The 13662-nt window shown below is 36.3% G+C and carries 9 protein-coding genes; 4 read left to right on the top strand and 5 right to left on the bottom strand.

Annotated elements, in window-relative coordinates:
• Complete coding sequence (locus tag AACZ92_RS12680) at positions 1-1263, bottom strand: DUF4010 domain-containing protein (RefSeq protein WP_339701965.1); 1263 nt, start codon at positions 1261-1263, stop codon at positions 1-3.
• 77 nt (positions 1264-1340) lie between these two features.
• On the bottom strand, positions 1341-3773 hold the full coding sequence (locus AACZ92_RS12675) for a sodium-translocating pyrophosphatase (protein ID WP_339701963.1): 2433 nt from the start codon (positions 3771-3773) through the stop codon (positions 1341-1343).
• Positions 3774-4040: 267 nt separating this feature from the next.
• Here AACZ92_RS12675 and AACZ92_RS12670 point away from each other — a divergent pair, with 267 nt between their 5' ends.
• Positions 4041-5093, top strand: a complete 1053-nt coding sequence (locus AACZ92_RS12670; RefSeq protein ID WP_339701961.1) for a D-alanine--D-alanine ligase — start codon at positions 4041-4043, stop codon at positions 5091-5093.
• 96 nt (positions 5094-5189) lie between these two features.
• Here the strand turns inward: AACZ92_RS12670 and AACZ92_RS12665 are convergent, their stop codons facing one another.
• Complete coding sequence (locus AACZ92_RS12665; RefSeq protein ID WP_339701959.1) at positions 5190-5717, bottom strand: inorganic diphosphatase; 528 nt, start codon at positions 5715-5717, stop codon at positions 5190-5192.
• Between the two features lie 202 nt (positions 5718-5919).
• On the opposite strand from AACZ92_RS12665, the gene AACZ92_RS12660 reads away from it, so the two are divergent.
• Complete coding sequence (locus AACZ92_RS12660) at positions 5920-6456, top strand: hypothetical protein (protein WP_339701957.1); 537 nt, start codon at positions 5920-5922, stop codon at positions 6454-6456.
• 101 nt (positions 6457-6557) lie between these two features.
• On the top strand, positions 6558-8963 hold the full coding sequence (locus tag AACZ92_RS12655) for a TonB-dependent receptor (protein WP_339701955.1): 2406 nt from the start codon (positions 6558-6560) through the stop codon (positions 8961-8963).
• Between the two features lie 186 nt (positions 8964-9149).
• Here the strand turns inward: AACZ92_RS12655 and AACZ92_RS12650 are convergent, their stop codons facing one another.
• Positions 9150-11627: a DUF5686 family protein gene (locus tag AACZ92_RS12650; RefSeq protein ID WP_339701953.1), complete on the bottom strand. Its 2478-nt coding sequence runs from the start codon at positions 11625-11627 to the stop codon at positions 9150-9152.
• Between the two features lie 110 nt (positions 11628-11737).
• Positions 11738-12745 carry a pyruvate dehydrogenase complex E1 component subunit beta gene (locus tag AACZ92_RS12645; protein WP_339701998.1) on the bottom strand — a complete coding sequence of 336 codons (1008 nt, stop codon included), beginning with the start codon at positions 12743-12745 and terminating at the stop codon, positions 11738-11740.
• 189 nt (positions 12746-12934) lie between these two features.
• Here AACZ92_RS12645 and AACZ92_RS12640 point away from each other — a divergent pair.
• Positions 12935-13662 (top strand): electron transfer flavoprotein subunit beta/FixA family protein (locus AACZ92_RS12640; RefSeq protein ID WP_339701951.1); only part of this gene is annotated, 728 nt, incomplete at its 3' end.

Raw genomic sequence — 13662 nt, 5'->3', positions numbered from 1 at the left:
TTATAAATGCCATCCTTCTGGCCAGAGCCATATTATTAATAAACCAACTGAAATAGATAATATTATTGCCACACCTAACCATTTTAAAAGCTGACGATTTCCTAAAATACTTGCAATAATTATTTTAAAAAATAAATTGGAAAGCACTGCAGTCATAATTAATCGCCACCCCATAGAAACCTCAACTCCGCCCTTAATTAATTGTGACAAGGAAAGTGTAATAGCATCTTTGTTTGCCAATCCGCCAATTATGGATACAATATACAACCCACTATTACCAAATTCTTTTTCCGTAAAAGCAACCATTAACAGTATAATTCCATATAAAACACCGAAAATAAGTGCGCTTTTAAACTGTGCCGGATTTTTGGGCTCGGGCATTTTTTCGTTCGAACGGTCTTGATTAATCATGTAAAATACCCCTATTGAAAGTCCTATCATAAAAAGAAAAAGCACCACAAATGGAAGAATAATTTCTGGAAGTTTTCCCGGAATAATCACTCCTATTTCGATAATAACACGAACAAGTGAGACCGTTACTGCCAAGAAAATAACAAAAGCTGATAGCTTTCCTCCAGAAGCACCATTCTTGGCTTTTTTAGCATAACTAACCGTTGTAGCAGTACTACTTATAATCCCTCCAAGAATCCCATTTGAAATCATCCCTACTTTCTGTCCCAACCATTTGTAGATAAAATACCCCAATACACTAATCCCAACAATTAATGTTACCATTAACCAAATGTTTTTGGGGTTTAAAACATCCAAAGGTCCAAAAGTTTCATCGGGTAAGATTGGTAGGATTACTAGAGAAATACCCGCAAACGTCATAATTGCAGCCAAATCTTTTTCCTTAAGCTTATCAATAAGTCCGTGCAGATGTTCTTTCACATAGAGCAAAATAGCTAAAACCCCTCCTATTATAACTCCAATTACTTGACTCCCCATAACCAAATAAGCGCCTATAGCAAATATTAATAAAGCAGCAACCTCGGTAGTCTGACCAATATTAGGCTCTTCTATTTTTTTTAGTTTTATAATATTGGCCACCACTAATAAGGTAGTAAGTGCAATGCCCATAACAGGAATAATAAATGGATTGTCATATTCCCGCGTTAGAAACCCCGAAACAACTCCTAAAACAGCAATAAGGGTAAAAGTACGAACCCCCGCCATTTTATTATCGGTAGTTTCGCGTTGTAGACCCACTAACATACCTAAGCCAAAAGCAATCCCTAATGTTATTAAATCTTCGTAGTACATTATCTGAAAGATACTACAATCCCATAAAAAAACCCTGCTGAATCAGCAGGGTTTAAATTTATTTTAACAAAGAAGCACTATTCTTGAGATTGATCTCGAAGGTCTTCTATTTGCATATTTACTTCCTCTTCTGTTCCAGAAAAGCTTTTCTTTTCGGTTGTTGTTTTCCCATCTTTCGTGGTTTTAATAGTAACATCGGCAGTAGTTAAGGTATCGTTTGATGATAAGCTTACCATAATTTCTTTTGAAACTTCTTTCACCTGCTCCGCTTGGTTATCGGTTAACAACGTTTGGTTTCCGTCTTCATCTATCATATACATTTCTTCTGAAATAGTATCACTTTCCATTTCACTAGTAGTACCGTGACCACCTAAAATTGGAGCGATTACTAAACCAACTAAACACGTCAATTTAATTAAAATGTTCATTGAAGGTCCTGATGTATCTTTAAAAGGATCTCCAACGGTATCACCCGTAACGGCAGCTTTATGGGCATCACTCCCTTTATAAGTCATCTCACCATTGATCATTACACCAGCTTCAAACGATTTTTTAGCATTGTCCCAAGCACCTCCGGCATTATTCTGAAATATCGCCCACATTACACCGCTCACACAAACACCAGCCATATAACCTCCAAGAGGTTCTGCTCCAAATACCAGCCCAATAAAAATAGGTGTAATAATTGTTAACAGCCCTGGCAATATCATTTCACGTAAAGCAGCTTTGGTTGAAATATCTACACACTTTCCATATTCCGGAGTAGCAGTACCTTCCATAATTCCTGGAATTTCTCTAAACTGCCGGCGAACTTCTTGTACCATTTTCATCGCAGCTTTACCAACCGATTTCATCGCCAATGCTGAAAATACTACTGGAATCATTCCACCAACAAATAACATCGCCAATACATCGGCACGGAAAATATTAATTCCATCAATCCCTGTAAAAGTAACATATGCTGCAAAAAGTGCTAATGCAGTTAAAGCTGCCGAAGCAATGGCAAAACCTTTCCCTACGGCTGCAGTTGTATTTCCTACGGAATCTAAAATATCAGTTCGTTCTCTAACGTGAGGTTCTAATTCGCTCATTTCGGCAACTCCTCCGGCGTTATCAGCAATGGGTCCAAAGGCATCAATTGCCAATTGCATAGCTGTCGTGGCCATCATCGCTGAAGCCGCTAAGGCAACACCATAAAAACCTGCAAATTCATACGAACCATAAATAGCTGCAGCAAAAAGCAATACACTCCAAAATGTAGATTTCATACCAACGGCCAATCCTGCGATTATATTTGTTCCGGCACCTGTTGAAGAATTTTGAACAATTTCTAGAACGGGCTTCTTACCCAAACTTGTATAGTATGCGGTTACAAAAGATATTAAAGCTCCTACAGCCAAACCAATACAAGCGGCCCAAAAGACATTAATACTTGGTATTTCTTTAACCCCTTCGCCAAAAAATACCATAGTCATTGTTTCTGGCAACATCCAGTCTATTAAAAACCAGCTAGCAATCAAAGTAAGAATAATAGCCGTCCAGTTACCCATATCTAATGCTTTCTGAACTTGTGCTTCTTTCGCATCGTTATTTTTAATTCCAACTAAAAAGGTTCCGATGATAGAGGCTAGAATTCCTACCCCAGCGATCAATATTGGTAATAATATTGGCCCCATATTTCCGAAGGCATCTGTAAACTGTCCATCCATGCTCATATCGCGGATTAGGTAATTACCTAATACCATTGCCGCTAAAACGGTAGCAACATAACTTCCAAAAAGATCGGCACCCATTCCGGCAACATCCCCAACGTTGTCTCCAACGTTATCGGCAATCGTTGCTGGGTTACGTGGATCGTCTTCTGGAATACCAGCTTCCACTTTTCCTACCAAATCGGCACCTACATCGGCTGCTTTGGTGTAAATTCCACCACCTACACGAGCGAAAAGTGCAATACTTTCGGCACCTAAGGAAAATCCTGCTAAGGCTTCCAATACAACAGTCATATCTCCATAAAAATCGCCGCCTTCGACAATAAACTGGCTAGTAAAGAACATAAAGAACAAACTTAAACCCAACACAGCAAGACCAGCTACGCCAAGCCCCATTACAGTACCACCACTAAAAGAAACTTTTAACGCTTGTGGTAGGCTTGTTTTTGCAGCTTCGGCAGTACGGGCATTCGCATCGGTAGCAATTCGCATTCCTATGTTTCCAGCCAAAGCAGAAAAAACAGCTCCTATTAAAAAAGCAGGGACAATCATCCAACTAGTGGACGGCACCAAAGTAGAGACAACAAACAGCAACACCCCTGCAATTACAGCAAATATGGCCAATAGCCTATATTCTGCACTTAGAAAAGCGAGTGCGCCTTCTTTAATACTTTTTGAAATAGATTGCATGCGATCGCTACCAGCAGGCTGCTTTTTTACCCAGCTCATTTTAACTAGCATAAAAAGAAGGCCAAGAATGGCCAGTACAATAGGGATAAAGATAATATTCTGTTCCATTATATAATTAATTTTAGATTGGTTTTTAAATTTTTCAAAACCAAAAGTAAGTAAATAGGTTGGGATATGAAATATTTAAATTTTTATACGTAGTAATATATTTTTCTGAAAAAATAATCCAATAAATTTAGCTTAACTTAACTATTATGCAACTTATATCAATATAATGAATTTTACAAAACAGGTTTAAACTACTACTTTTACAGTTGTTATACTTCAACCATCAAGAATTGAAAACACTGTAAAGAATATGAATTCAGAAAATTTATGACTCTTAGAGCACTATACATATTTTGGCATAAACTAACACATTGGGAGTACTGGCCTTTGCACGTTGTTTATTTTCCTATCTATTTACTTTACGGCTATTACTCTATTAAAGCAAAATCCATTTGCTTTTTTAATGCTGTAAATCCATCTATAAAAAACGGAGGGCTAATGATGGAATCTAAAAAAGAAGTATACAATCTTATTCCAAAAAAATATTACGCAAAAACCGTTTTAATACATACAAAAACAACTTCGGAAGAAATAAAAAGTGTCTTAATGAAGGAAAAACTAGCATTCCCACTTATAGCTAAACCAGATATTGGACTTCGGGGCAGTGCGGTACAAAAAATACATTCAGAAAAAGAACTGTTTGACTATCACCAAAAGGCAAATTTTGATTACTTGATTCAAGATTTCATACCCTTTCCAAATGAAATTGGTGTGTTTTATGTGCGTTATCCCGATGAAACAAAAGGAATAATTACCGGAATTGTCTCTAAAGAAACGATAACAGTTACTGGTGACGGAATTTCATCAGTAGAAGAACTGCTTAACAAAACTCCGCGGTTTCAAATTCAGTTAAAAACACTTCAAAAAGAATACGGCGTCATTTTTAATAAAATACTTTCTCAAGGTGAGAAGCTAAACTTAATGCCCTTCGGAAGTCATTCTAGAGGAGCTAAGTTTACCGATTTTAGCCACATAATTACACCTCAGCTTACCAAAAGTATCAACAACATATGTCTTCAAATTAATGGATTTTACTATGGAAGATTAGACATTATGTACAATACAGTTAACGAACTAGAGCAAGGAAAAAATCTAATAATTGTAGAACTTAATGGCGCCAAAAGCGAGCCCACCCATATTTACGACCCTGAACATTCTTTGTTCTTTGCATGGAAAACATTGGCAAAACACATAAAATATATGTTTAAGATAAGCCAAATAAATCATAAAAATAAAGGAGCTCCTTATTTAAAATACCACATTGGTATTCGTGAAATGCAGGCCCATTTTGTTCAGAATAAAAAGATACTTCAATTTTAATTCATCTAATTTCAATAGGGAGCAAAACAAAAAAGCAACAACCAAATTGGTTATTGCTTTCTATTATATAATAGTCTTCTTATTTAAAGGAAGGTTTTAACGAATACTTACTTCCTGAAAAGGAACATCGCTTTCTCTAAAACGGTCTATACATTTAGCAACAATCTCTTTTGCTTCGTTAACGTCGCCCCAACCACCTACATCTACTTTCTTTTCTTCTAGGTCTTTATAAACCTGAAAAAAGTGTTCAATTTCTTTAATAAGGTGCGGGTTTAACTCAGATAAATCATTTACATTATTTGAAATAGGGTCACTTATCGGCACGCAAATAACTTTTTCATCTGGACCTTTTTCATCTGCCATATGGAACACACCAATAGGCTTTACTTCAATTACACAACCTGGGAAGGTTGGCTCAGTTACTAAAACTAACACATCTAATGGGTCACCGTCTAATGCTAATGTTTCTGGCATAAAGCCATAATCTGCCGGATACATCATAGATGAAAAGATCATACGGTCATATCGTATTTTTTTCAATTCAAAATCATATTCATACTTGTTTCGGCTTCCTTTCGGTATCTCGATTAATACATCGAAAGTCTGTACTTTGTCTGCGGTCATTTTATCTAATTTAATTTTATCTTCCTTTTTAACTGGAAAACCAGCTTACTTTGGGGGTGCAAAAATAACTCTTTTAGACAGTTAATACAGCAAAAACAAGTTTAATTTTACATTAAAAGTTAGACATTCTCAAAACTCAAACTAGCACTAGGTAGAAGAAACATTAAATTAATTACATTTGCTAGCAATACCCTTAACCTAAATGAAGAAATACATAGGCATATTTCTATTGCTTTGCTTACTGCTACCCTCAGCAGGCACATATGTTTGGTTAACTTTTCATAAAAAAAGTCTTAAAAAGGAGGTTAAGTGGAAACTTATCGCTGGTATTGACAAAGAAGAACTTGTTTTACTGAAATTTTCAAAAACTGAAATTGATAAAAAAGTAAGATGGGAACACGCTAAAGAATTTGAGTACAAAGGACAGATGTATGATATTGTTGAAACTAATATCACTAAAGACAGCATAGCCTATTGGTGTTGGTGGGATTATGAAGAAACCAAGTTAAATAAAGATTTAAATAAAATATTTTCAGGAGTTTTAAAAACTGACACAGAAACCAATGAAAAGCGTAAAAGACTAATAAACTTTTACCGTACACTATTTGTTCAATCCAAACCCGTTTGGCAGCTATATACTGCTGGTACAGACACTCTAAAAGAGAAAATTATTTATTCTACTATTTATTACAAATCAATTTCCTTTCCACCGCCAGAAACACCTCCTCGGATAAGTTAAACGCATATTCAACTTTTTACTTTTCACCTTTTACTAGGTGATTAACGCAGTTATATTCATAACTGTATTAAAATATTTTGTTTAAAACTAATTATCATACAATGAAAAAAATTATTTTATTGATGGTATTATTAGGCTTTGTTTATACTACAAATGCCCAAATAATTACCATTCAAGACCAGGACACAGAACAAGCTCTGGAACTGGTTACCCTTATCAGTAAAAGCACGAATGCTTATGCCACAACAAACTCTAAAGGACAGGCAGATATTTCGGCTTTAAAAGATGCTGAAAAAATTGAAATAAGAACACTTGGCTATAAAAGTCAAGTAAAAAGCTACGATGAACTTCAATCATCAAATTTCCTCATATTAATGGAACCCTCTAATATTAGTATGGATGAAGTGGTTGTCTCAGCTACACGATGGAATCAATCGTCATCAGATATTCCATCTAAAGTTGTTTCAATTTCTTCAAAAGAAATTGCATTGCAAAACCCGCAAACAGCAGCTGATTTATTAGGGATTTCAGGAAAAGTATTCATTCAAAAAAGTCAGCAAGGTGGTGGAAGTCCTATGATACGAGGATTTGCGACAAATAGATTGGTTTACACCATTGATGGTGTACGTATGAATACCGCTATATTTAGAGGCGGAAACTTACAGAATATAATTTCTCTCGACCCTTTTGCAACCGAGCATACTGAAGTACTTTTTGGTCCAGGATCGGTTATTTATGGAAGTGACGCCATTGGAGGTGTCATGAGTTTTCAGACCCTTACCCCTCAATTTTCATTAGATGACAAACCATTTATTACTGGGAAAGCAGTAACTCGGTATGCATCGGCTAATAATGAAAAAACAGCTCATTTAGATGTAAATGTAGGTTGGAAAAAATGGGCCTTTACAACCAGTATCACATCTTACGATTATGAGGATTTAAAGCAAGGTAGCAATGGGCCTGATGAATTTTTACGCCCTAACTACGTAAAACGTCAGGATAGTATGGATGTGGTGGTTACCAATGAAGATCCTCGTGTGCAAAACCCATCTGCATATTCACAAATTAATTTGATGCAAAAAGTACGTTTTAAGCCTAATGAAAACTGGGACTTTCAATACGGATTACATTACTCTGAAACATCTGAATATGGAAGGTATGATCGCCACCAACGCATGCGTGATGGAGCCCCACGGTATGGTGAATGGAAGTATGGTCCTCAAAAATGGATGATGAATAATTTAAACTTCTCACATTCTAAACAAAACAATATTTACGATCAATTATCGGTGCGTTTAGCTGTTCAAAATTTTGAAGAAAGCCGTATAAGTCGAAACTTTAATGATGCAAACCGTGAAACTCGTGTTGAGAAAGTGGATGCTTATTCTGCCAATATAGATTTTACAAAAGCTATTGGAAGCCAACATGAATTATACTATGGATTAGAACTTGTTACTAACGAAGTAAACTCTACCGGAACTGACCTAAATATTGAAACAGGTGTTAGCCAAGCAGGACCAAGTAGATACCCGGAAGCAACTTGGTCATCGTATGCGGCTTATGTTTCAGATCAATTTACTATAAACAATCAAGTACTTCTACAAGGTGGACTTCGGTACAACTTTATAAAATTAGATGCGGAATTTGATACTAATTTCTATCCGTTTCCTTTTGAAACAGCTTCATTAGAAAATGGAAATTTAACCGGAAGTCTAGGAGTTGTTTACAAACCAGCGGATGATTGGGTTATTAGCTCTAACGCATCTACAGCTTTTAGAGCGCCAAATGTAGATGATGTAGGTAAAGTGTTTGATTCAGAACCTGGTTCAGTGGTCATTCCTAACCCAGATTTAGAGGCTGAATATGCTTATAATATAGATTTAGGGATAGCAAAAGTGTTTAGTGATGTCGTAAAAGTAGATGTGACGGGTTATTACACACATTTAAAGAATGCATTAGTTCGTCGTGATTTTAAATTGAACGGACAAGACAGTATTGTTTATGATGGAGAGTTAAGTCAAGTACAAGCTATTCAAAATGCTGCTGAAGCAAACGTATATGGTGTGCAAGCCGGTGTGGAAGTAAAACTCCCAAATGGTTTTGGTTTTTCATCAGACTTTAATTATCAATATGGTGAAGAGGAGCTGGATGATGGTACTACTAGTCGTTCCCGTCATGCCGCACCGTGGTTTGGTGTTTCTAGATTAACGTATGGGGCTCAAAATCTGAATATGCAAGTATATATGAATTACAGTGGCAAACGTGATTTTGAAGACCTTCCGGAAGGAGAAAAAAGCAAGACAGAAATATATGCCATTGACGAAAACGGAAATCCATATGCTGCAGGTTGGTATACGCTAAATTATAAAGCAAGCTACCGTCTAAGCGATATGTTCACAGTTACTGGCGGTCTTGAAAATATTACAGACCGAAGGTACCGTCCGTATAGTTCTGGTATTTCAGGTGCGGGAAGGAATTTTATTCTTTCGCTACGGGCTAATTTTTAAAAGCTGAAATAATTCAAAAAAATTATAAAACTGTCATCTTTTAAGGTGGCAGTTTTTTATTTCTGAAATATCACAAAAAAGTTCAATATGATTGTTAATTTGAAATTGAATAGCAAATTGTGACAAGCAGGGTATGATTTCTTCTTACAATCGAAATGACAATAGAGCACCCTCTCAACTCATCCTTTAAAAAGAAAAACCAAAAATACCGGTAACTCCAAACGAGCGAGCGTCAGGATTCCCTAAGTAATTTCCACGGAAGTTAAAGTCGATTCTAAATATTCTGAAAATATTTCCAACACCTACACTCCACTCCCAATAAATATCTTCTGGTGCGCGATACACAATATTTGAAGCATTAAGCGCTCTGTTATCGTCAGATATTTCACCATACACTGCTCTAAATCCAATAATTTCCCGAAGATCTAATTCGCGCAGTCCAGGGATACGACCAAAAATTCGGCCTCCAAAATTATGTTGTAAATGCAGTGATGTATACGTATCGGTTACGAATTCGTAATAATCTAAATTTGTAAACGCATTATACAAACTGAAATAGGTTTGATTTCCTGGTACAGGACTCAACAAGCCTAGCGGAACGGGATCAAATATTTTTCCTGCCTCAATGGTAGAAGTCAGACGACCAATACCTCCAATAATCCACGGTTGTGTATATAAAGCTTGTAATTTTTTATACTCAAAATCGCCATCTAGTATATTTTTCAGGCCATAAGTATACCCTAAATAAAAACTTGGATATTCACCGTCGTTAATAATGGTTCGTTCTACACCGTAACCCGAAGTTTTTCTTTTAGGAGTATAAAAGAGTCCTAATTCAATTTCAGGTTGAGAGATGGTGCTTTTAACGCTTCCGTCTTCAGCAAAATAATCGAGACTAAATGTTTCGGTAGCAGACCGTAATTTTCGATGCGATCCTGTTACTCTAACCATAAAATTCTTAGCAGGTTCCACTGAAAGACCAGCTGTTGCTAATTTTATTCGTGTTAACCGATCGTTAGAACCTACTGAAATTAATGACGAAGATGCTAAACTACGCCCTAATACATCATTACTAGTAGTTAAAGTTGCTCCTGTTTGTTCCACATCTTTCCGGTACCCGCTAAAAACAGTTAATCGTGATTTCCTGTCTAACAACAGTTTTCCAGAAACTCCAAACTTGAATCGCTCATCTTTAAAACCATAGGCTCCAAAGGTTTCAATTCGCCAAGGATCGTTCTGACTAAAATACGTTCTTCCACCCAAACGAATTCGGAGTCCTTCGGCTTCATTAAAACCAAAAATGGAAAACACGGGACCAATATCATAATTATCCACTTGATAATACCCACTTGCCAAAGTAGAACCAATATTATAAAGTGCTTTAAAACGAGGAACCGTTTTTAAAGTGTCGAGCATTTTATAAACGCCCTTTTCATCCTTATTTAAGGTCTCCATTCGATTTTCATCCCAAAAGCTATCGGGACGGTTGTAGATTTCTTCATTATAAGGATCGGTCTGTTCGCCGTAAAAGCTCTTATCCTTTTTTATATCAAATTCATAGTTATCATACAAAGTTGTTCTTCTTCCGTACACACCTTGTGCTTCTTCTTTTTTCCGAAGACTAAAATCACTTAAAAAATGATCCCGGGTAATCAAGAAAATACTATCGTTTAATACTTCAAACTCTTGTTCAATATAAATTTCACGAACCCAATTAATATTAGCGCTTTTTGAAGCCTGTAGGTTAATTTCTTTAATGGCCCACGTACTATCGTTTACCCAAAAATCACCTTTAAAAGTAAGTTCATTTTTTCTGCGGGGGTAATACACAATATTATAACACCATTTGTTATCACGAAAAGCACTATCCAGCAACTTATAATTATAGACATCGATCCCAGTTCTAGAAAGTGGACTGGTAAAGGCTTTATCGAAAAATTTCAGGTAATTATCATATACATTATATTCTTTGTACAAATCTTTTACAAAAGCTATTAGGGTTTGGTTGTTCTCAAATCCGGAGTTTTTATTACCCTTCAAGACTTCTTTTTCTTCGTTCAGCAGATTATCACCATATACTTTAGAATACGCCTCGTTGATAAAAATTGGCAAATAAGAATTTCCAGTAACGTTTGAAGTATCAATCTGATCCCAAATAAATTCCATTCCCTTAAAAATTCGGCTTTTTATGAGTGTGCTGTCAATAGTATTTAAATCAAATTCCAGCTTTTCATATTTATCGTAGCTGTATTGCTTAAACTTTTTAACTCCGTTTTCGCGACGGTTCTCCCAAATTTTCCGAAGAATATCAATCGCCGGATTATTTTCTTTGGGTTGTTTACCACTTATAAGAACAACTTCATCTAAAGCGGAAGCTTCTTCTTCTAGAGCCACCTCCATTTTGTAGTTGTTTTTGGTCTCTAAAGCGACTTCTTTGGTTTTAAAACCTATAAATGAAAACACTACTGCATCATAATTTGAATCGCTTTCTATATAAAACCTACCTTCTTCGTTAGAAATAGTCCCTTCGTTTGAGTCTTTAAAAATAACATTTACGAAAGGCAATGGTTCTCCAGAAACATCCTTAACAAGCCCACTTACTTTGGTTTGAGCCACCACAATGGAAGTGATTAATAAAAAACTTAGAGAAAGGAGCTGCTTCATAGTAGGTTTACATGTGCTACGTTTAGTAGATAAAAAAACCTTACATTACATAAAAGTAAAGAAGGTTTTATAAATTAGTGTACATCTTACACGATGCCCACTCTATATTTTTATTTATACATCACTTTTTTAACTGCTTTCACCACATCGTCTGGACTAGGCAACCACTCTTTTAAAAGCTCTGGTGAATATGGTGCTGGCGTATCACCCGTATTTATTTTAACTATTGGCGCATCTAAATAATCAAAAGCCTGACTTTGTACTTGGTACGTAATTTCGGTTGCAATATTGCCAAAAGGCCAAGCTTCTTCCAATACTACCAAACGGTTTGTTTTTTTAACAGACTCTAAAATCGTTTCATGGTCCATAGGGCGCACAGTACGAAGATCGATAATCTCACATTCTATACCTTCTTCAGCAAGGTCTTCTGCTGCTTTATAAGCGGCTTTAATAATTTTTCCGAAAGAAACAATTGTTACATCGGCTCCTTTACGCTTTACCTCAGCAACACCTAAAGGAATTAAATATTCTCCTTCTGGCACTTCTCCTTTATCACCATACATCTGCTCACTTTCCATAAAAATTACTGGATCGTCATCGCGTATAGCACTTTTTAATAGTCCCTTTGCATCTTTAGGGTTGCTAGGTACTACTACTTTTAATCCTGGACAGTTGGCGTACCAGCTTTCAAAAGCTTGTGAGTGTGTTGCTGCTAATTGTCCCGCAGAAGCCGTTGGCCCCCTAAAAACAATAGGAATATTAAATTGTCCGCCACTCATTTGGCGCATTTTAGCCGCATTATTGATAATTTGATCAATACCAACTAATGAAAAGTTGAAGGTCATAAACTCAATAATAGGACGGTTACCGTTCATGGCAGAACCGACACCAACTCCAGAGAAACCAAGTTCAGAAATTGGAGTATCGATAATTCGTTTTGCTCCAAACTCGTCGAGCATTCCTTTACTGGCCTTATAAGCGCCGTTGTATTCGGCCACTTCTTCACCCATTAAATATATAGTATCGTCGCGACGCATTTCTTCGCTCATGGCTTCCTGTATCGCTTCACGGAATTGTAGTGTTTTCATCTGTAGTGCTTCTTTTCTATTCTGAAAAATTTGTCAAGACGACAAAAATAGTATATTCTTAATGTGTGAACGCATTTTTTATTAACATTTAACGGAAATTTATTATGCGTGCATAGCATATTTTGGAAATATATACTTATCTTCGTGCCTACGTAATTCTAAGCAAATATAGCAGTGAATTACCTTAAAAAAAATAATACTCAAAAAGATACTAGTTATATGAAAATTTTAGTGTGTATAAGTCACGTACCGGACACTACTTCGAAAATTAATTTTACCGATAACGACACCAAATTTGATACAAACGGGGTACAATTTGTAATCAATCCTAATGATGAATTTGGTCTTACTCGTGCTATGTGGTTTAAAGAAAAGCAAGGCGCTAGTGTACATGTTATAAATGTAGGCGGTCCAGAAACAGAACCTACGCTTAGAAAAGCTCTTGCTATAGGTGCAGATGAAGCTATTCGAATTGACACTGAAGCTACCGATGGCTTTTCAGTTGCTAAGCAATTGGCCAATGTAGTTAAAGAAGGTGAGTACGATCTTGTACTTGGAGGCCGTGAATCTATTGATTATAATGGCGGAATGGTGCCTGGAATGATTGCACAATTAACGGGTGCTAATTTTGTGAACACCTGTATCGGTCTTGAAATTGAAGGAGACACAGCAACTGCCATTCGCGAGATTGATGGCGGTAAAGAAACGGTAAAAGCAAAATTGCCATTAGTTGTAGGTGGGCAAAAAGGGATTGTAGAAGAGAGTGATCTTCGTATTCCTAATATGCGTGGTATTATGCAGGCTCGTAAAAAACCATTAACAGTAAAAGATGCTGTAGATGCAAATGCTGAAACACAAACGGCTCAATTTGAAAAACCAGCTCCAAAAGGTGACATCAAATTGGTTGAAACCGTTGACGAATTAGTTGATTTACTTCATAACGAAGC

The sequence above is a fragment of the uncultured Marixanthomonas sp. genome (genome assembly GCF_963974425.1).
In the GTDB taxonomy this organism is placed as follows: Bacteria; Bacteroidota; Bacteroidia; order Flavobacteriales; family Flavobacteriaceae; genus Marixanthomonas.
This window is presented reverse-complemented; position numbering and strand designations above follow the sequence as displayed.

What these genes read in the sequence shown, in the direction of transcription:
- AACZ92_RS12680 (WP_339701965.1), bottom strand. Translation starts at nt 1,263, where the DNA reads ATGTACTACGAAGATTTAATAACATTAGGGATTGCTTTTGGCTTAGGT.
- AACZ92_RS12655 (WP_339701955.1), top strand. Translation starts at nt 6,558, where the DNA reads ATGAAAAAAATTATTTTATTGATGGTATTATTAGGCTTTGTTTATACT.
- AACZ92_RS12650 (WP_339701953.1), bottom strand. Translation starts at nt 11,627, where the DNA reads ATGAAGCAGCTCCTTTCTCTAAGTTTTTTATTAATCACTTCCATTGTG.
- AACZ92_RS12675 (WP_339701963.1), bottom strand. Translation starts at nt 3,773, where the DNA reads ATGGAACAGAATATTATCTTTATCCCTATTGTACTGGCCATTCTTGGC.
- AACZ92_RS12670 (WP_339701961.1), top strand. Translation starts at nt 4,041, where the DNA reads ATGACTCTTAGAGCACTATACATATTTTGGCATAAACTAACACATTGG.
- AACZ92_RS12660 (WP_339701957.1), top strand. Translation starts at nt 5,920, where the DNA reads ATGAAGAAATACATAGGCATATTTCTATTGCTTTGCTTACTGCTACCC.
- AACZ92_RS12665 (WP_339701959.1), bottom strand. Translation starts at nt 5,717, where the DNA reads ATGACCGCAGACAAAGTACAGACTTTCGATGTATTAATCGAGATACCG.